The 20083-nt window shown below is 40.1% G+C and carries 19 protein-coding genes and 2 CRISPR repeat arrays; of the genes, 6 read left to right on the top strand and 13 right to left on the bottom strand.

What is annotated here, in order from left to right; genetic code table 11:
* Positions 1 to 85: 85 nt before the first annotated feature.
* Positions 86 to 582: direct repeats of the CRISPR family, unit length 32 nt.
* A 291-nt stretch (positions 583 to 873) separates the two neighbouring features.
* Positions 874 to 1571: direct repeats of the CRISPR family, unit length 32 nt; unit sequence ATTTCAATCCACGCACTCATGTAGAGTGCGAC.
* Between the two features lie 814 nt (positions 1572 to 2385).
* From cmr6 to ACQYAC_RS17400, 9 genes are all read right to left on the bottom strand, one after another.
* Positions 2386 to 3165 (bottom strand): type III-B CRISPR module RAMP protein Cmr6, encoded by a 780-nt coding sequence (cmr6, locus tag ACQYAC_RS17440; protein ID WP_429943786.1) that lies wholly within the window; start codon positions 3163 to 3165, stop codon positions 2386 to 2388.
* Complete coding sequence (cmr5, locus tag ACQYAC_RS17435; RefSeq protein WP_429943785.1) at positions 3162 to 3530, bottom strand: type III-B CRISPR module-associated protein Cmr5; 369 nt, start codon at positions 3528 to 3530, stop codon at positions 3162 to 3164. The genes cmr6 and cmr5 overlap by 4 nt, the downstream gene beginning before the upstream one ends.
* On the bottom strand, positions 3527 to 4396 hold the full coding sequence (gene cmr4 / locus ACQYAC_RS17430) for a type III-B CRISPR module RAMP protein Cmr4 (RefSeq protein ID WP_233421727.1): 870 nt from the start codon (positions 4394 to 4396) through the stop codon (positions 3527 to 3529). Before cmr4 ends, cmr5 begins: the two co-directional genes overlap by 4 nt.
* A gap of 13 nt (positions 4397 to 4409) precedes the next feature.
* A complete protein-coding gene (gene cmr3 / locus ACQYAC_RS17425; protein ID WP_429943784.1) occupies positions 4410 to 5642 on the bottom strand; it encodes a type III-B CRISPR module-associated protein Cmr3 in 1233 nt (410 codons plus the stop codon).
* Complete coding sequence (cas10, locus tag ACQYAC_RS17420) at positions 5635 to 7443, bottom strand: type III-B CRISPR-associated protein Cas10/Cmr2 (RefSeq protein ID WP_429943783.1); 1809 nt, start codon at positions 7441 to 7443, stop codon at positions 5635 to 5637. Before cas10 ends, cmr3 begins: the two co-directional genes overlap by 8 nt.
* Positions 7413 to 8720 (bottom strand): type III-B CRISPR module RAMP protein Cmr1, encoded by a 1308-nt coding sequence (gene cmr1, locus ACQYAC_RS17415; protein ID WP_429943782.1) that lies wholly within the window; start codon positions 8718 to 8720, stop codon positions 7413 to 7415. The genes cas10 and cmr1 overlap by 31 nt, the downstream gene beginning before the upstream one ends.
* Positions 8721 to 8735: 15 nt before the next feature.
* Complete coding sequence (locus ACQYAC_RS17410) at positions 8736 to 9626, bottom strand: DUF6602 domain-containing protein (protein WP_429943781.1); 891 nt, start codon at positions 9624 to 9626, stop codon at positions 8736 to 8738.
* 1071 nt (positions 9627 to 10697) lie between these two features.
* Positions 10698 to 10919 carry a sigma-O factor regulator RsoA gene (rsoA, locus tag ACQYAC_RS17405; protein ID WP_047947016.1) on the bottom strand — a complete coding sequence of 74 codons (222 nt, stop codon included), beginning with the start codon at positions 10917 to 10919 and terminating at the stop codon, positions 10698 to 10700.
* Complete coding sequence (locus ACQYAC_RS17400) at positions 10867 to 11469, bottom strand: sigma-70 family RNA polymerase sigma factor (protein ID WP_429943780.1); 603 nt, start codon at positions 11467 to 11469, stop codon at positions 10867 to 10869. The genes rsoA and ACQYAC_RS17400 overlap by 53 nt, the downstream gene beginning before the upstream one ends.
* 166 nt (positions 11470 to 11635) lie before the next feature.
* On the opposite strand from ACQYAC_RS17400, the gene ACQYAC_RS17395 reads away from it, so the two are divergent.
* The 3 genes from ACQYAC_RS17395 to ACQYAC_RS17385 all read left to right on the top strand — a co-directional run bounded on the left by ACQYAC_RS17395 (position 11636) and on the right by ACQYAC_RS17385 (position 13548).
* On the top strand, positions 11636 to 11800 hold the full coding sequence (locus ACQYAC_RS17395) for a YvrJ family protein (protein WP_003217819.1): 165 nt from the start codon (positions 11636 to 11638) through the stop codon (positions 11798 to 11800).
* Between the two features lie 94 nt (positions 11801 to 11894).
* Positions 11895 to 13058, top strand: a complete 1164-nt coding sequence (locus tag ACQYAC_RS17390) for an oxalate decarboxylase family bicupin (protein ID WP_061407145.1) — start codon at positions 11895 to 11897, stop codon at positions 13056 to 13058.
* A gap of 67 nt (positions 13059 to 13125) precedes the next feature.
* Positions 13126 to 13548: a regulatory YrvL family protein gene (locus ACQYAC_RS17385; protein WP_429943779.1), complete on the top strand. Its 423-nt coding sequence runs from the start codon at positions 13126 to 13128 to the stop codon at positions 13546 to 13548.
* A 4-nt stretch (positions 13549 to 13552) separates the two neighbouring features.
* On the opposite strand, the gene ACQYAC_RS17380 is transcribed toward ACQYAC_RS17385, so the two are convergent.
* Positions 13553 to 14020 carry a DinB family protein gene (locus ACQYAC_RS17380; RefSeq protein WP_429943778.1) on the bottom strand — a complete coding sequence of 156 codons (468 nt, stop codon included), beginning with the start codon at positions 14018 to 14020 and terminating at the stop codon, positions 13553 to 13555.
* 196 nt (positions 14021 to 14216) lie between these two features.
* Here ACQYAC_RS17380 and ACQYAC_RS17375 point away from each other — a divergent pair, with 196 nt between their 5' ends.
* Positions 14217 to 15350, top strand: a complete 1134-nt coding sequence (locus ACQYAC_RS17375; protein WP_429943777.1) for an FAD-dependent oxidoreductase — start codon at positions 14217 to 14219, stop codon at positions 15348 to 15350.
* Between the two features lie 23 nt (positions 15351 to 15373).
* On the opposite strand, the gene ACQYAC_RS17370 is transcribed toward ACQYAC_RS17375, so the two are convergent.
* The 3 genes from ACQYAC_RS17370 to ACQYAC_RS17360 all read right to left on the bottom strand — a co-directional run bounded on the left by ACQYAC_RS17370 (position 15374) and on the right by ACQYAC_RS17360 (position 19598).
* Complete coding sequence (locus ACQYAC_RS17370) at positions 15374 to 17965, bottom strand: YfhO family protein (protein ID WP_429943776.1); 2592 nt, start codon at positions 17963 to 17965, stop codon at positions 15374 to 15376.
* An 87-nt stretch (positions 17966 to 18052) separates the two neighbouring features.
* On the bottom strand, positions 18053 to 19036 hold the full coding sequence (locus ACQYAC_RS17365) for a glycosyltransferase family 2 protein (RefSeq protein ID WP_212046482.1): 984 nt from the start codon (positions 19034 to 19036) through the stop codon (positions 18053 to 18055).
* A 289-nt stretch (positions 19037 to 19325) separates the two neighbouring features.
* Positions 19326 to 19598 carry a YfhJ family protein gene (locus tag ACQYAC_RS17360; RefSeq protein WP_003217809.1) on the bottom strand — a complete coding sequence of 91 codons (273 nt, stop codon included), beginning with the start codon at positions 19596 to 19598 and terminating at the stop codon, positions 19326 to 19328.
* Between the two features lie 116 nt (positions 19599 to 19714).
* Here ACQYAC_RS17360 and ACQYAC_RS17355 point away from each other — a divergent pair, with 116 nt between their 5' ends.
* Both ACQYAC_RS17355 and ACQYAC_RS17350 read left to right on the top strand, forming a co-directional pair.
* Positions 19715 to 19864, top strand: a complete 150-nt coding sequence (locus ACQYAC_RS17355; RefSeq protein WP_003217849.1) for a small, acid-soluble spore protein K — start codon at positions 19715 to 19717, stop codon at positions 19862 to 19864.
* A gap of 25 nt (positions 19865 to 19889) precedes the next feature.
* A complete protein-coding gene (locus tag ACQYAC_RS17350) occupies positions 19890 to 20063 on the top strand; it encodes a YpzG family protein (protein ID WP_003217811.1) in 174 nt (57 codons plus the stop codon).
* Positions 20064 to 20083 lie beyond the last annotated feature (20 nt).

Raw genomic sequence — 20083 nt, 5'->3', positions numbered from 1 at the left:
CATGACTACTGAGGCAGGAGGCAGAGTTATGTTAATTCATGTAGAGTTCGACTAAGCCAAAAAATTGTCATGGATGGAGGGAATTATTTCAATCCACGCACTTATGTTAAGTGCGACTTATATGGGGAAGGAACAGTAGTGGAAATACATAAATTTCAATCCACGTACTCATATAGAGTGCGACAATAGGCACTGCCAGACCCACAATAACAACAACTGATTTCAATCCACGCACTCATGTAAAGTGCGACAATTGGCTATTGGGTAGGATTACAGATGGTTATAATTTCAATCCACGCACTCATGTAAAGTGCGACGGCAGAAAATTCTATATGATAACTTCACGGTTACAATTTCAATCCACGCACTCATGTAAAGTGCGACAATTGGCTATTGGGTAGGATTACAGATGGTTATAATTTCAATCCACGCACTCATGTAAAGTGCGACGGCAGAAAATTCTATATGATAACTTCACGGTTACAATTTCAATCCACGCACTCATGTAAAGTGCGACCTTGTACCTGACGAACCTGAAAAGCCGAAAGAAATTTCAATCCACGCACTCATGTAAAGTGCGACTGCGATTTCTGCCCTAATTATAACATTTTTTAGGTAATAATCGTCAAAACCCACAAGTTTCTATATAGAATTTTGTTTTCACCCTTAAAAAATATACATTTTTTCTCATTTTTGTCGAATGAAACGGTGCGAATGTTCCAGGGATTTTATGTTCACCTCACATTCGCACCGACTTTTTCTTAGTATGAAATATATTGAAACTTGTTAATCAAACTTCTTTATATTTCAGCAACAATTGAATCCAATTAGATTCATGACTACTGAGGCAGGAGGCAGAGTTATGTTTTCACAATTATTAATCCATCCACTCATGTAGAGTGCGACCTGAAACACCAAATAAACCGACATATCCAAGCAAGATTTCAATCCACGCACTCATTTAGAGTGCGACCGGGACATCTGTAAAAGAACCCGAAAAGTTAGAATTTCAATCCACGCACTCATTTAGAGTGCGACGACCCTTTTCAACACAACGAACTATACACTGAAGATTTCAATCCACGCACTCATGTAGAGTGCGACAGCCTGTGGAGAACAGCCTGGTTCTAGTATCTGATATTTCAATCCACGCACTCATGTAGAGTGCGACGTACTTTCAGTATCAATCTGACGGCACGCTGAAGTGTATTTCAATCCACGCACTCATGTAGAGTGCGACAAACGACACCAAAGGGCGTTAAAATGGCCGTAGTATTTCAATCCACGCACTCATGTAGAGTGCGACTTTGTTGGATGATGGTATCAGCGGAACCGTTCTTATTTCAATCCACGCACTCATGTAGAGTGCGACTTAATGAGGACTACTCCAAAATTAAACACTTTGTATTTCAATCCACGCACTCATGTAGAGTGCGACCATACTTATTCATATTGTCCACGATAGGGGGTTAATTTCAATCCACGCACTCATGTAGAGTGCGACAAGGTTTATTATGAAACACTTACTTTCCCATTAGCATTTCAATCCACGCACTCATGTAGAGTGCGACTGCGATTTCTGCCCTAATTATAACATTTTTTAGGTAATGATAGCTAAAACCCTCAATTTTCTATATGGAATTTTGTTTTCACCTCTAAATAATATACATTTTTTCTCAATTTTGTCGAATAAAAAGGTGCGAATGTCCCAGGAATTTTATGTTCACCTCACATTCGCACCGAATCTTTCTTAATCCTATTTTAAAAAAACTATTACTGATGATAATCATACTTATTTCGCTGTTTCATCAACAGCTTTGAATTCATTAATAAAAAGGCTGAGACAGAGTTTTGTTTTTCACACCTATATCAAGCGCAATTGTCAATATATCTTTCAAGCTACCTTCTGATAAGAATTTTACTCCTCATACTCATATAGAGTGCGATTTGAAAAAAACATCAAGCTGAACCATCAGCTAATTTCAATCCACGCACTCGTGTAGAGTGCGACAAAATTGCAGGATTTTTAGAGGCACTGAAATTCATATTTCAAACCACGCACTCATATAGAGTGCGACGAGAGCAGAGAATTGAGTCTCTTAAACTCTTATTAATTTCAATCCACGCACTAGTATAGAGTGCGACCCATACGCCTTTACGGACATTGCAAATAGCGGTAGATTTCAATCCACGCACTCATATAGAGTGCGACTGCGATTTTCGCCCTAATTATAACATTTTTTAGGGAATAATCGTCAAAACCCTTAAGTTTCTATATAGAAGTTTGTTTTCACACCTAAAAAATGTACATTTTTTCTCATTTTTTGAATAAAACAGTGCGAATGTTCCAGGGATTTTATGTTCACCTCACATTCGCACCAAGTTTCATGAAATGACGTCGTCCATTTTAAGTCTTCCATAACCCGCATTTGTTTTAGCACCGATTCCTTCGTGTTCTAAAGCGCCTAGTAAGATGGTTTTGGCGAGTTCGAGCCATTCCGATTCTTCTGGTAGATTCTTTTTTGTTTTCAATAGAAGTTGAAAGCGGCCGTTGACCACCGTTAAGAAATGAATAGGTGTTGGTGAGTCATCGTCTCGAGGGGCTGGAACACTTCCCCCTTTGTTCATCTTATCTAGCTTGACGCTGTTGTAGTCTGAATGATGTGGTGTCATCACATCCACTTTGAATGCTTCTCCTACCGTCTCAGGCATCATGAGCGCATCATGAAATTCGATGATGCCAGCACGTTCGTTTGTTCCAAACAATGTGTTGTAATCACTACCACCTTGTTTTAGTTCAGGAAAGTTTTCACCTAATACAGAGTGGGCATAATGAGAGGCTACACCTTTTAAAGCTGTTCCTGGTAAATAAGGAACGCCGTATATCGGGTGTAATAACAATCCCGTTTCAAGTACACCCTCTCCTCCATGTCCAATGACTAACGGCGATATGGACTTGACTAAGCATGTGAGGTTCGTATCGGTATAATATCGCTCCACAAATTTTTCATACAGCAAGTGATTGTATTTTTCCCACTGTTCTTGATGCAAACTAATCACATTTTCATAAAATGACTGCTTCTTCGAGCTGTCCTTTATGATGTCCGACAATGTAGAACCATCAATCTCCCATTTGCTTTTGTTTAAGGTTAATGACAGATTCATTGGATGTCCTCCACATTCTCCGCCCCTTGTTCCACCTTTAAAATAGATTCCGCATATCTTTTTAACCAAACAGATGCATTTAAAGCTTGTCTTGATTTGATTAAGTAATCTCGATTGGAAGCTGACCAATCTCCTTGTATATCCAGTGTTTCTTTTATATCCTGAACGAATTGTTGATAAGCATTTCCTTTTTTTGATTTTGCTTCAAAAAATGTAATGGTGAGCCTTAATCCATTTGTTAAGATCATTGAGGCGAATCTGTGACAGAGTTGTCCATATTGATTTGAGAAATTCTTCTCATTCGTTTTGGCATTCATCACATGTTGATACGCTTTCTCAGCATAATGATGTTGAATGAGTTTCATGATCCCTCCCCTCCTGTCATACGCCAGGATACTCTTCCTTTACCTACGTTTGTGTTTCCACCTAATTGAAGATACATCTGTTTTTCTAGTTGATTTAAAAGTTGATGTCTAACGGATAAATTATTGCTTCCATCGACACGATCACACCACATGAGCCCATAAAATATGGCTTCTGCCGGTACATACTCTTCATACCAGAGAGCACCTTTACTAACTGTTTGGGTTTCATGATCAATTCTAATACGAGGTGTCACTTCAGAATTCATGGTGACAATGTATTGAAAAACGTCATCACTTACAATCACAAATCGTTCTATCCAAAGAGTTTGTGATTGTTTATCGTCGAATAAAAGTTTGGCCATCTGTTCAGCAAAATCGGTTAGTTGTGGAGATTTTTTCGCAGCCCCTTGAAATTCACCTAGATATAATTCGTCATTCTCTACTAATTTAGAAATCATGGTGACTAGCGTGCTCGATTCTTCGATGAGATCAGGGATATCCAGCGATACGCCTAATGCTTTTGCATCGCGGGCTAATCTTTTCAATATGAGTGGACTTGCCACATATCCAAATGTACCGTATCTACTCGCCACCGGGAATGAAAATAACCGGCCATCTGTCATGACGACTGCTCCTGCGCTTCCATCTTGATCTCCTTGTGTACCAAATACTTTTTGTACGAATGTGTCTTGTCCTTTCGCGCGATAATGTTCACGCTGCACGCCTTTGATACTGCTTCCAGGTATAATCGGCCATTCTGTTACTTTTTCTCGTTGAATGGGCATATCAATCACGCCAACTCCTTCACCCGCTCCAATATGAAGGGGGGATAAACAATGTATCCAAAACCAACGGCTTGCTTCCATCATCTCACTCCTCTTATTCATTCGGCTTCCATGTTCCCCAAAGTGCTAACCCGCAGCCATCTTCACGATCAAACGCTTCTTTGCGCCGGTTACGATCGGATACTGATTGAAGCCACATTTTTTCGGCCAGTTCTGCTGGATCTCCTTCTTCTACTGTAAAGAAGTAAACGCTACCCGCAGGGACTAAGCGGCGTATTGCTTTTTCACGCCCTTTGTCTTTATTTGCTAAACTCCATCCAGAGATAGGCTGCCAATATGGAACAGATGCCCAAACCAATTTGAGTCGTACATTTGTATCAAATAGTGGTTTTGACATGAGCTGTTCATCCAGCCATCCGGGCTGCCATCCTTTACTGAAATAAGCAGGTGTCACCAATATCATGCGAACATACGGCTTGTTTTTGAGCGATTCTTTAATAGCATCCGGACATGTCCAATCTTGTTGGTATACATGTGGCCGGTCTTCTATATGAGCCAGCCGCCGTTCACCACCGATTGGGTGAATCCCTGAGAAAGGCTTTAATTCTTCTGACTCTTCAGTAGATAAATCTATTCCTGCCTCCAGTTTAAAGTCATCTGGGAATAAGAGCGATTCAGTTGAAAATAGATGCTGATCTTTTGCTCTTTTACTGCCAGTTTCCACCTCAATTTGTGTTCGCTCCTGACGCTGTAATGCTGGAATAAATGCAGGTGGTGCATCATTTTTGAACGAATGATTTTCCTTCTGCATGTGTTGGTATTCAGTCAAGGCTTCCTTCACCTGACTCTCATCCACTGCGTCTGTCAGCCAGTTCACCATCCACTTTAGTGATACAAAAGCAGGCGGCGATTTCATTTTTTTACGAGCACCAGCTCCAATTGGCGGCCATAATGCCTCACTAAAACGGCCTGTTTTTCCTGTACCAAAAAAGCCCTGTCCTTCCGACATCATTGGCTTTGGTCTCACTTGATATATGCCATACTCATCATCAAATAACTCAAGGTCATGAGGCATTGGCACATATAAATGATCATGCCAACGATATAAAGGACCTCGCACAAGAGATTTTGCATAATAAGAAAGTGACGTCGTGTGTTTGATTGATTGTCGTTTCTTCGCTAGAGCTGTACGAAGTGTTCCTGCGACCACACTTGGCGGAACATCGTTTAGTGAACGCGCCCGTATACCTGGTACACTTTGAAATGGGCGTGCATCACGAATAAGCAACGGATCAAGCGGTTGAATGTGAAACCATCTTTCAGGCATGTCCACTTACCTCCTCTAGTTGAAGAGCAATGATCATACATTCAGCGATTGTATGTAATTCTTCTAATGCATTCTTCTTCGGTATATACTTCGCAATCAATTGATCGATCCACTCTTTCGTTTCTTGCTCTGTTTTTGCTTCCGTTTTCTTTTTGAATGCAAGACGTCTTATCTCTAGTGGAATGAGTTCATCTAAAATTGCTGGCTGTTTTTTAAATGAAGACTGTTCGTATGTTTGATACAACTCTCGTAAGCCATATGCAAAGCCAGATGTGAAATAAGACTGTTTTAACCATGTCGTCATCTCTTGGATAGAGGCCACTGGATCTATTTGAAAAGAGACTGAGATATTCATTGTGTCTCCTCCGCCTCGCTTTTGGAAATGAATCGCTAATGAATTTCGCTCTTGTTTTGCATATTGTTCAGCCTGACGTGCCATGCTTCTTACTTCTTCAAGAGGCTCAAGCATATGAACGATGGCGATGCCAATTGAAATCGAAGGAGGTGTCTCACTATGTTGATGAGCCTTCATCGTTGAAACAAATTCACTTTGTAATTTCCCAGCTGCTTCTAAGCATTGGTGCACCGGTACATAAGCCATGACATCATCTCCACCACCATAGATCAATGTACCTTCACATTTAGAAATAATCTCACTTGCCTTTAAAGCAAAAGTTGAGAGCGTTTTAGAAAATGCAATATGACTTTCTACATGCTGTATATTTCGCAGTTGGCTGCCCATCTTATCTCCATCCGCCATGAGAAAGGCATAGTAAGGTGAAGGTACTGGTGGTTTGATCGGCTGGCCGTGATGCTTGCTGTATTCACCTTTGAAATATTTTTCGAGCAGCTGTGTGATGTCATTTTTCGCTTCTGTTCGTGCTATTCCAACAAGTCCTCGTTGTTCAAGAAAATCTTCAATTCTTCTTTCATAAAAAAGCGATGCCTCACTTAAATCAATAGGGGCTACTGTTAGATTCATATTCTCAAGATATGTTTCTACATCTTTCACATATTGTGTGGCTACTTTCTTCTGTTCATTTTGTTTCAACATGTTTTGATAGGGAGCAAACGCTTTATCGCAGACTGATGGAAATGTCATACTCGGGTGCTTATGTATAGATAATCGTTTGATCACTGAAATCGCATCTAATGATTCATGTTCACCAATTCCCCATTTAGCAAGTTGCGCCACTTGCTGTGGTGTTTTTTGCTTTTGGAAAACTGATTCCCGGCCACCATCAAGTGATGATTTTGGTTCACCGAATAACGCCCCTGGCTCATTTTGTTTAAAATCTCTTAAAGTCTTCCTTGCAGCCATTAAACCTTCGACTTCTTGAAGAGCCATATGATATGGACTTGCGGACGCATTTGCCGCTTCCTCTTGAGTTTGCATCTCAGTCCACACAGCATAAAATTCTATTAAATCATCTACTTGTCGATTCCATGTGCCTATTTGAATATAAGGATCAACTATTTCTCTAACAAAGTCTGCGTATTCCTTCCATTTGTCATAGATTGCTTTTTTCACTTGTCTTGCAATGGAGGAAGGCTGTTCGTGTGAAATTCCTCCCAATATTTTGTTTGGTGCGTTGTTTGTTTTTGCAGAGGATTCGTTGAACACAGGGAAAATAAGCGTTCCACCCAGTTCTTGAAATTTCTTCGCTCCTGCTTTACTTAATTCAGATAGAAGAAAAGAGCCAAACCATAAATCACGCGTCCGCCTTGCTTGCGCAATAAATTCTTGAACAGGCCCTATCGAAAATAGCATTAATGTTTGTTTTTGTAATTCTTCTGACAAAATGTTTGCACCTCCTTGCTATGTAAAAAGGCTTGAATCGCCGATGAGTGCGTACAGCCACTCTCGTCTTGTAATGGGTTGTTTGAGTAGGTGGCTGTTGGGTAGATACTTTGTTCATCTGTCACATCGGGCAAAGGCTTTCTGTCCCCTAAAAGCGATAAAGCTTCGATCTTTGGTTGCTGCAACACCATCACCATGCCCACTGATTCCTTTTGATTAATAGCTAACGGTTTTAAGATGAGTGGTGAAGCCAAACGATCCTTTCCTTTAGGTAGGAGCGTTGTAGGATTTGGGTCTTTCCCCTTATCTTTAGGAGCAAATCGAAACTGAATAGGCAAACCAAATTGAGCTCTAGGAAATGCTTGATATTCAAATGGTTTCTCTTTTGGATATGGGGTTTCATGACCTGATTTAGCCTTACCTGTTAACAGACGAATAGTATCTGCTTCCGGCCAACAACTTCTCCCCATTTTTTTATTCGGGTTTGATCTTCTTCGAAATGTTTCATATGTCTGAATGACGGATCGCCAGCTTGAGATAATTGATGATGGAAATGCCTGTACTTTGAATTCACGACTAAGCGTCGGCCATTCTCGACTTGATGCTGGCAATTGGATGTCATATTCTAAAAGTTTTTGCTCAAACCATTTTTCCAATTGGCTTTTTGTCCTCTTGTTGTATGGTGAAAATTGCTTGCAATATAAACTGCCACACCCACGTCTCGTTCTTGACCCAAGTCCACCGAAGTTGATCCAAGCCCATAATGCTGCTTCAACTTCTTTTTTGATTAACTCAAATTGGGTTGTTTTTTTAGATAACCGGATATTTAAAGAAAATTGCGCCTTCATGAGGTATGGTGTTTGATCTTTCATATTTGAAAGAACATACCGTGGAAAAGGATGATTTTTCTTATTTAAAAATGATTTTGAATTTCTTTTCAATTCGTCTTTCTCATAATGCGTTACCACTTGAATTTGACTCGCTTGTTCTGTATGACCAAATATCTCTGCTTCTCTTTTAGATAATTCATTCGCATTTTTGCAGGCAGCTCCTCGAGTTGCACGCCACCAGAAACGAAGATGTCCACGAATTGCACTTTCTCGAATCGGTCTGTCTTGATCAATTGAGTTTGATTGGGGCCCTCCCCCAAACATTGGCGTAACTAAATGAATAGTGAGCGGCTCTTTAAAAAGTCTTTGGTCTTCATGAATGTTCGTGTCAATCGCATGTTTCACATCATGCCAATTCGTTTTGGGTTTACTAGATTCCCTTGTCATGTCGCTCTCCTTTCTTCACTTCGTTATCTGTTTCTGAAATAGCTCGGCATATGCATAGTGAGGGAAAAACATGGGATTGTTAATGAGCATCAGCAATTGATTTAATTGGAAATTTAGCGTTAACAGCTCATTGTGATCAATACGTAATTCACTGAGTTTGTTCGAAATCACTTTGTCTTTACTATCACCTTTATTTTTCTCACTATTTTCTTTCTTTTCTTCATCCTCTTGTTCCCTAGATCTTTCTGGATCATAACAATTTAATTCATTAGCCCACCATCCTAGGTGTTCACCTTCATTAGGAGCTCTTAAATGAAATACACTCTTTTGTTTCATAAGTATAAAGTCAAATGCTTTGTCTAATATTTCAAACATCTTTGAAGATGAATTTGCTGTTTGCCTTTTTAAATTACTTGCTAAAATTAAAATAGGACGTGTTCGTTTCTGTGTATCATTTTCAACCATGACAACCCCTTGGGCGGCCATCCTAGCTATTCCTTTTGTTTTCGGTACTAATTTTTTTATATTGTCAGACCAAACTTTTAAATTATCAACATCGAAATTTGAACTTTTACATTCAATAGCAACCGCAACCGCCTCAATCGGTATAAACTTCAACGAATTGTGTTGGAAGACATACGGTGTATACTGTTCATCAAATACGGCAATATCGACTTCGTTAGAATGATTTCCTTCTGAGTCAATAATGATGACACCTTGTGCTAATGAATATTTTTTAGGAATGATTTTCCGAAAAAACTCCATCCACATTACTTCTCTAGAATCCCCTGTCAGCCCACCATGATTAGAAGCAAAGTCCACTTCTTCTGATATCATGCTGTTTAATCTTTGATAATTCTCTAAGATCAGCTGCTCCACTTTACCGGTTCGCTCCGTTTCACCCAAACCAATTCCTCCTTCACCACATTACGAATGGATAAAATTTGAATCTAAATAACTACTTTTCATTTCGACTTATTTTGAGATTTTTTAAGGTTTATTTAGGAAAAAGAAGAAGAAAAAAACATGACTGCAATGAGTCATGTTTTCACTATACAAATGAACAGTATATTTGATGGCTATTTGAAAGAGGATGTTGTAAGAAGATGATCTTTAAGTTAGTCATAACCGTTTAAGACACAATCATTGAAAACCATGCGCACCTCATATATGGGTGCGACAAATACTATGAAGATTTAACAGACGAAGAAATCATTTCAATCCACGCACTCATGTAGAGTGCGACAGGTGGATGGATTGTTGATAACGTTCAAGTGAAAGATTTCAATCCACGCACTCATGTAGAGTGCGACTTCCTTTGTACTGACCGATCTTTCCAACAAAGCTATTTCAATCCACGCACTCATGTAGAGTGCGACTGCGATTTCCGCCCTAATTATAACATTTTTTAGGGAATGATAGCCAAAACCCTCAATTTCTATATGGAATTTTGTTTTCACCTCTAAATAATATACATTTTTTCTCATTTTTGTCGAATAAAAAGGTTCGAATGCCTCAGGAATTTTATGTTCACCTCACATTCGCACCGAATCTCTCTTAATCCTATTTAATTAAAAACTATTACTGATGATAATCATACTTATTTCGCTGTTTCATCAACAGCTTTGAATTCATTTAAAAACATGGACTACTGGGCCAGTCCGGGGGTGCTTGGTCTATGATGCTGCCAATTCAAATTTTCAATCCATCCACTCTTGTAGAGTGCGACGACTATGACAGCCTATATGAAAGTAAAGCGTCAATATTTCAATCCACGCACTCATGTAGAGTGCGACTGCGATTTCTGCCCTAATTGTAACATTTTTTAGGAAATGATAGGCAAAATCCACAACTTTCAATAAAGAATTTTGTTTTTCCCTTCATAAAATATACATTTTTTCTCAATTTTGTCGAATAAAAAGGTGCGAATACCCCGGGGATTTTATGTTCACCTCACATTCGCACCATCAGTTCCTCTTACAACTTCGTCATATATTCCACAATAAACTCCCAGAAGCCAGGTCCCTCCTGATAAATCAGCCAGTCCACTTTTTCGATGAGTTTGATATAGAGTTCTTGTTCGAGGTCTTCTCTTTCTTGATATGCCGTGTTTTGTAGTTTCTTTTTGATCATGGGTGTGAAGGTTTCAATGAGTTCTTCCATTTCTCCATTGGTCATTTTGTCTTCTTGCACGGACATCTCCCCCTGTTTCTTCTTTTAGTTTGTTGAGCGCTTTTTTGTGTATGTTTGAGATGTTTTGTCTTGTTTCGCCTAACTGATCGGCTATTTCTTTCATCGTTTGGCCTTCGACATAGATTTGGGTTAAGACCATTTTTTGTTTGTCTGTGAGCTGCTGATAGGCCTTGTACAACGTTTGATCTTGCAGATGCTCTCCTAGGTCTTGCTGGTTGAAGAGCACGGCTTCATACGTATCTGTTTGAACTGGGTCTTTCACTTCTTGCGTATCAGGGTGATCGAGTATGAGCGGAAAACGCTGCTGTTTCTTTTTTACTCGTTTGTCAAAGTCGACTGAAAAGATGCGGATCATTGTGGAAATATACTTGATGATGCGGATTTTTTGATAAAACTGCTTGAACTCAGAATCTAGTTTTTTCGCATTTTCTTCGTTTGGCTCTTCCATGACTTGCCTAAGCAGCTGCTGGTTTTTAGGATTGCTTAAAAATTGCTGAATGAGCGGGTGATCAACGATTTCATTCCATTTTGCTTTCAATAACAGCCGATAATCCATGTGCATCCTCCCCTTTGTTCTCTCTACTTGCATTAAGTGGACAAAAGTTAAAAAAAGTAAACTTTGTGAAACGGGTCTAATGGTTCATTTTCTCCCCCTTTGATTTCCTATTTCTTCTTTCATACCACTTATAAAGAAGACGAGCATCCGCTGGGAGGTGAGACAAATGGAGACCTTTTTTTCGGAGGAATGGCTGAAACAGCTCGGTCAGGCTGGCTTTCCTGCCATTTTGACGGTTTATTTGCTGACACGTTTTGAACGAAAGTTTGATGAATTAAGCAAGCTCATCCAACGATTGGTCGCTGTTCAAAAAAATGATGAATCAGATTGACATCTTCTTGATTCGTTTCACCTTATGAAAACGAGGGCGAAATGAAAGGCCTTTTGTCACCTCACACAATACGATGTTGAAAGGGGATTTTATCATGAGTGAAAAGCAAAATGGTGTACCACAGCCGATTCGAGGAGAAAAAGGAGCAACGGTCAAAATTCCACGTAATCTCGAGCGAGACAGACAAAACCCAGATATGCTCACGCCACCAGAAACCGATCATGGAACGGTTCCCAACATGAAATATTCTTTTTCTGATACGCACAACCGTTTAGAAAAAGGCGGCTATGCCCGCGAGGTAACGGTGCGTGAACTGCCAATTTCTAAAAGTCTTGCCTCTGTTAACATGCGGCTAAAGCCTGGTGCGATTCGCGAGCTGCACTGGCATAAGGAAGCGGAATGGGCGTACATGATTTATGGGGAAGCCCGAATTACATCGGTTGATGCAGAGGGGCGCAATTTTACAGAGGATGTGACAGAGGGTGATTTGTGGTACTTCCCTTCAGGCTTGCCGCATTCTATTCAAGCACTTGAACCGGGAGCTGAATTCTTGCTTGTGTTTGATGATGGTTCCTTCTCTGAAAATAGTACGTTCCAAGTGACTGATTGGCTTGCCCATACGCCAGAAGAAGTTGTGCTCCAAAACTTTGGAATGACAAAGGAGCAATTTGAGAAACTGCCAGAGAAAGAGAAGTATATTTTCCAAAAAGGAATTCCTGGTTCCCTTGAGTGTGACAAGGTGAAAACAGAGCAAGGAGAAGTCCCGAACTCCTTTAAATATGAGCTGTTAAAGCAAGAGCCGATTACGTCAAGCGGCGGACAAGTGTGGATTGCGGATTCTACCAATTTCAAAGCCTCTAAAACGATTGCCTCTGCTCTAGTGAAAGTTGATCCAGGTGCCATTCGTGAGCTACACTGGCACCCAAATACGGATGAATGGCAATATTTCATTTCTGGAAAGGCACGAATGACGGTCTTTGCTTCTGATGGACATGCGAGAACCTTTAACTATCAGGCGGGAGACGTTGGCTATGTGCCATTTGCGATGGGGCATTATGTAGAAAATACAGGTGACGAACCACTTTATTTCTTAGAAATCTTCAAGAGCGACCATTATGCAGATATCTCACTGAATCAGTGGCTTGCAGTCACACCGAAACAGCTTGTTCTTGATCATTTAGATCAAGGTGAAGAATTCTTGAAATTGCTTGATACTGAAAAACACCCTGTCATCGCTGCGACTAAAAAAGAGGATTAATTCCACCTTCCTGCAAAAAGGCTGTCCTTTTTGCAGGTATCTTCATGTAAAGGAGTGTTGTTTACCCATGCAGCAATCTGTTTACGCTTTATGGCAAGGGCTGAAATGGCTCATGGCGGCGTCGGCTGTCTGTTACATATTTTTGTTGTTCTGTGTGCTGTTCTTTCATTTGACGGGCGCTTTTTATCATTCGATTTTATCGCTGCTACTGTTTATGGGCATCTATGTTGTACTTGGGATCTCTTTTGAACATCTGGAACACGTGCTCATGCGGTTTGTTCGTAAGTGTCGGTCCAAAAAACGATCTATCGTTTTCTATGCCGTTTTACTTCACCTTTTGTTTATTTGGGGTGCTGTCTATGTATCAGACGAATTGGTTGACGGCATTTTGCTGACTACTTCTGAAGAAATTCTCTTTGCGCTTAGTCTTTGGCTATTTCATTTTTTGTTTGATTATGCGACGTTTTCGTTTGATAAGGAAGCTTCGTGAGGCGCTATCGTCTTTTTGTGGAGAGCGCTTGTTTGACCTGCTCCATATGATGAAGATCATGTTTAATCAAACCTGGAAAATAACTTGATAACGTCAGCTCGGTTTGACCGATCAGAAAAGGTGTAGTCCAGCGAGATGCTTCGATTTTCTTCATTTCTTGAAGCAATTCTGTTCTAACAGCAATAAATCGCCCGATCGTCTCGCTTCTCTCTTCCTTTCTTGCTCTTTCGGCTGACTGCTGATTCATTTCATGCACATCAGGTGCCTGAGGTAACGCTTTATTGTTCCAAAATTCCTTTAGGCGATCGTGTAAAATAAATTCATCCCACGGAACAAAATGTGCGATGATCTCAGCAATACTCCACTTCCCATCAGCAATAGTGCGGCGCCATTCTTCGTCTGTTACATCCGCTAGTGACAGTACCCATTCAAGGGTGTGTTCGTAGTGTTTTATCACGGTGTCTTTGTTCATATTTTGTTATCCCCTTCATGTTTTCAAAAGAAATTGGTTAGTTTCATTCTTGCGAAATCATTTATAACATATTATCATATACTTTAATTACCAAATGAAAAGGGGGGAATTGTGATACGCTGTCCTAAATGAAAAAGCTTATTTTTTTGCACTAAAATAAACCGACCGGTCTGTTTATAAAAAGGGAGGAAAAATAATGAAATCTCAAAATGTGATCATTATCGGCAGTGGTGTAGCAGGATTGGCTACTGCTTTATTTTTAAAAAAGGCTGGAATGGAAAGTACGATTTATGAAAGCAGGTCAGATGAAGAATTAGAAACAGGAGCAGGTTTTTTACTCTCTCCGAATGGGGTAAAGATTTTGGATGGAATCGGGTGTAAAAATGAAGTGATAGCAAATGCAACAGTGATAAAGAAGATCCAGCAAATAAACAGTGAAAATGAAGTAGAAGCGATCTTTCACAATTATAGTGAAAAATATTATGATGCTCCTTTACTGAACGTCATGAGAGACCAAATCATCAAATCACTTTTAAAAGAAGTTCACCGTCAAGGAATAGAAGTGAAATACAACAAAAAGTTAATCTCAATCAAACAGCAGCCTCATTCCGTTCAGGTTGTTTTTGAAGATGAAACTGAGATAACAGGTGATATTGTAATAGGAGCAGATGGAACTTTTTCGAAAACAAGAGAGGCTATTGCGTTTAATGCTAAATTAGATTATAGCGGTTTTTGGGGACTACAAGGAGTATCGTTTGTGAAGGATTTTGTATTGGATGAGACAACAAGTTATTTTTACAATGACGGAAACTTTCAATTCATTTTTGGAAAAGCGCATCCAACAAATAAAATGAATATTTTATGGCAAGCTTTCTCTCAGTGTCCTGAGAAGTTACCTACAAAACATTTTGAGAAAGCCAATAAAGAAACCATCCGTCAGTTATTATATAAACAAATGGAACATTGGAACATTCCTAAACACCTTTCTGACATCATCGATCATACAAATATGTTCTTTCCAAGAAGTATCTATGAAATTAAGGATTTTCCTGTGTGGTCAAAAGGACGTGTTGTTCTTGTAGGTGATGCGGTACATACGGCGAACCCTTTTGTTGGTCAAGGAGCATCGTATAGTCTAGAAGATGCCATGCTCATAGCAAAGATGCTAAGGGACCATGATTATCGAGATGCGTTCTATTATTATGAAAAGGATCGAAGAAAGAGGACAGAAGAATTGAATGCGCTATTTCAGCACATGAGTATTCAAAACGATATTGATAAAAAAATGAACGAATACACGATTGAATGGGATGAAGAAACTTACGTATGAGATGAAAGATAAAAAAACACCACTTATGATGAAAAGTGGTGTTTCTTGTGTTTTCTCCGTGCATAGAGGATCGCACCAATCAAACTGACGAGTGAAATCAATGCGAGAATTCTGATATAAGGCGGATAGTAGGTTAGCACAATCTCGTTTTTGCCTTTTTCTATTGGAAAACCGATAAAGGCGTAATTGGCTTGTTCAATATCAGTCTGCTGACCGTTTACCGTGAGCTCCCAGCCTTTTTCATATGGTACTGGCAGAACCATATAATTATCACCGCGCTTGTTATCATATGAAATCGTAAAACGGTTATTTTTAAGCTTTACTTGCTGGCTACCATCATCCTGTTTTTCTTTTTCATATGCTTTCTCTAGAACGCGGTACGGTTCATGATACAGCTTCAGTTGATTGAGCTCATATGTCCCTTTTGGCACTCGAATGGAGAGAAGCTTTTCCGCAGGGACCCGAATCGTCACTTCATTGACACCTGTTTTGTAGATGGATGTATTGCTTTTTCGAGATGTAACATAGTCGTCAACGGATAACTGAAACCCTTCGTTACGGTCTGTCCGCTTCACATAAAAACTCACATACACATCCCCAGCGCGAGCGATGTCATCTGGCAGTGTGATATTCATACCGCCCATATCCCCGTATACATCAAGCACGCCATGTTCGTATACAGCTTGTTCTGTATGAATACTCGTATCTTTGATTCGATCTGCTGCGCGCTCGATTTCAGTGTTACCTTTTTTGTCTAAAATCACGCCTTGCAGCATCGCATGCTCTTTATCAAGTGCTGAGGCATCCTTTAAGGATTGTTCTGAATAAACGGTGCTCGTTGTTCTTGCAAATGGCAGTGACCGAGTATTTTCATATACCTCATAATGCTCACTTTTCAAGATTGGCTTAAAATAAGCTGGTGGTGAGTAAGGCATCATGCTGTTTCTCATATAATACTTCCCGTAGGTTAGACTGTATAAATTCGCCCTGTCCCCCATTGTTGCATAACGGCTGACACTTTCCCTTCCCATATCGATTTGCAGGTCATTCCAGTAGAAATTGAGCAAATACTGATTCAATATACTTGAATACACACTCATGCCTTGGAAGCCTTCAAATAATGGGGTATTGTTTCGCACGCCATTCATCCAATCAATCCGGGCGAGCGGATCTTTTGAACGGCTTTGAATTTGCTGAATGAGCTTCATTTGTTCATGTCCAGCATATGCCTCACTATTCAGATACGTATCTGATACGCTCTTAATATTGCTTCTTTCAGATAAGTATCCCTGCTGATACACGCCTGCTGTCAGTAAGCTGATGGCAATAAGCACAGCTGAAAAGAGACGAAGGTGCTGACGTTTTTCCGCATGCATCCATAGGAAGAACAAGCTGATCACAAGCAGTCCTATACCTGTAAACACAATGACATCCATGTTTCCCTTTGCTCGTTCTGAAAGGACGACAGCGAGAAGGAACACGATCCAAGCGCCTAAGACCGCACGCTTTTTCCACTTCCACTCGATTTGTGAGAAATGCTTGATCGTGATGGCAACGACCGCTCCAACTGTAAAGGCAAGAATGTATTCAAATCTGTATTGCGGTGCTGAAAAACCATTAAACACGCTCGCCATCTTTGGACTGTAGTGAAAAACAATGAGCAGAACGCTGATCGATGTAAACATGAAAAACCACCTGTTCCGGTAAAGCGGAACGAGGAACATACAAATGAGAAAAATCACAGGTAATAAATACACCCTGCTCGTAAACAGCAGATGATCATGCAGCTCGAACCAAGGAATGGTCTGTTCATACGGCGGTCTTATATTGTTAAGAAAGCCATAAACAGACGGGATAAAAAAGGCGGCACTGATCCCAAAAGATAACAGCGTAGAGATCGCAAGTGTCCAAAATACTTTCCACCCGTGCTCCTCACTTCGCAGCTTGATCATATATCTGAAGACAAGATAGATCACTAAAAAGATAAAGTGAATATAAGCAAAGTAAAAATTGTTGATCAGCATCAGACTGCAACTCGCAATAAACCAAGCGGGCTTACCCGTTTTGAATATCCGCTCCACCCCAAGCACAAGCAGCGGGAGCCACATCATGCTGTCGGTGAAAAATTCCCAAAACGTTTGATGCCGGAAATATACAATAGATAATCCATAGATTGCGGCACCTGTCAGTGCACCCAATCTATTTTGAACCATTGAAAGAAGCACACGGTAAGCGATGAAAAGAATAAGCGTCAGCTTGATCACGCTCAGCCAAATGACGGCATTTGCCCAAAAATGGATGTCTGTTGACTGTATGAGATGGAGCGCATTCATCAGCCAGACGACAGCGACTGTCACCATAAAGACCGTCGACGTTGTGAAATAATACCCTAATTGCGTGTATGTACCGCCGCCTAGACCGAATTGATAGGAATAAAAGAAATTCCCTTTGACATATTCGTCATACAGCAGCTTTTTAAATGGGAGCATTTGCGAAATGCCATCCCCATCTCCTGTCATGTACCGGCCTTGCGTATATTCATATAAGAAAAAGGAGTGGCCTAATAATGCGAGAATGAGGCACATTCCAATGATTATCCATCTACGTTTCATCATCTAAATCCTTTCCACAAAAGATCCATTGTTCTTTGAAACAAAACAACCCAGCAAGCGATTCGTGCTTGCCGGTTATTTGACTCCACGTTATTTAAATAACTGTGTTAACACTCGGTCTTGTTCCTTTGAGCTTGTCTCTTGCTGCATGACATTTGATTCTTGGATCAAATAATGCGGCCTCTTTTTCGTTTCATAATAAATGCGGCCAATATATTCACCAATCACACCTAGACTCAAAAGCTGGACACCTCCGAGGAAAAGCACAGCCGATATTAAAGTGAAATAACCAGGTACTATCACGCCCGTTTTGACGATTTGAATAAAGGTGGCCACGATGTAAATCAAAGAGAGGAATAAGATCAGTATGCCAGTATAAAAACAAATACGCAGCGGGCGGTTGTTAAAAGAAATGACACCATCTATGCCGTAGTTAAACAACTTCTTTAATGACCATTTTGTATCACCATGCTGTCTTTCTACATTTTCATAATAGATGACCTTTTCTTCAAACCCAATCCAGCAAAAAAGCCCTTTAGAAAAACGATTTCCTTCTTTCAGCTGAAGCAATGCATCGATTGCTTGGCGCGAAATTAAGCGGAAATCTCCCACGCCATCACGCAAGTCCACTTCGACTACCTTGTTCATCACTTTATAGTACATGGATGATAAGTAAGAGCGAAGCTTGCTGTCTCCTTTACGGTTCCGTTTGGCAATGACTTGATGGTAGCCTTCTTCATATCCTCTGACGAAGTCCTGAATCAAATACGTTGGGTGCTGCAGGTCGGCGTCCATGATGATCGCAGCTACTCCCTTCGCATATTCAAGTCCTGCCAGAATAGCGGCTTCCTTCCCAAAGTTACGTGAGAAGGAAATATATTTGACCTTTGCACTTTTGCGAGAGAGCTCTCTCATATATTGAAGTGTATTGTCTTTGCTTCCATCATTCACAAAAATGATTTCAAAGTCATAATGAAAATCGCGAAACTCTTCCTCGAGTGCCTCAAAGATTCGTCTGATGTTTTCACCTTCATTGTAAGAAGGAATTATAACAGAGAGCAATTCTCGTTCCATATCGCACCTTCTCTTCACTTTTTTCACATAGTCTGATATGTTCATTATTCCTTTTTTATCAGGAAACGAAACCCTTTTTTATTATCCATAAATTACATGTCTCTTTAATCGTTCCATTATATCAAAGTTTTATTTCCAGTGATTTTCAGTAAGATGAATTTAATGTAATTTTAAGTTTAACCATTGTAAAAAGCCTGTAATTTCGATCACAGACTGGGTATTGTTTCATAAAATTGTTTACTCATTTATATATTTTCCTATTTATTGAAAAAGATGAGGGGCACTTCTTTTAATGAAGCAGCCCTTTATTCTGCTCTTGTAGATGCTCGTTTGCCTTCGATTGTTTATTTTGGAATAAATGCAGCTGCGCACCGTAGCTCTCAATCCACTCTTGGACAATCCGTTCAGTTGTTTCCTGTCCTTTATACTTGTGGCCAGCCTTTGCATAGGTCGTTTCAAAATCACTCCAAAGCAGCTCTACCCATGTACGTGCTTCGTCATATGTCAGCATATTGTTTTTTTCCATCAGTTGTTCTGTTAATCGCTCAAAGTATTGTTCCATGTCGGTTCCTCCTTCATCTAGCAGAAAGTGCCTTTTTAAAAAAACCTCTTTTTTCATATACTACCCTTACGTCTTCAAAAGACGCAAATGATTTGTATTGTTTGGAGGGAATCGATATGCGTAATAAAGCAAAAGGCTTTCCAAATCAAGTGAATCACAAATTTGAAGGCGAGCCAGGCGCCACAGATGCTTATGCGTCTAAAAGGCCGAATGGTGAGACGAATACACGTCCACAGGAACGAATGAGGGCATCAGGGAAACGCTAATTTTTCCAAAGGGAGTGCTTGAGATATGAGTTCAAATGGGAAATCGTATATGGAAGACTTTGTTCAATTAAGGACAACCGCTTACCCTCAACCATGGGCGAATGCAAAGCATTCTGCCTCTCAGGTCAACGGAGAAACGCAGCAAACGCAGCACGACATCGTACTTCAGAACAACGTCCGTAAACAACGTTCGAAGTAAAGAAAAGGACTGATCTCTCG

The sequence above is a fragment of the Bacillus sp. MM09(2025) genome, assembly GCF_050496725.1.
Classification (GTDB): Bacteria; Bacillota; Bacilli; order Bacillales; family Bacillaceae; genus Bacillus; species Bacillus pumilus.
The sequence above is the reverse complement of the archived record's forward strand: the minus strand, read 5'-3'. Positions and strand labels throughout refer to the sequence as shown.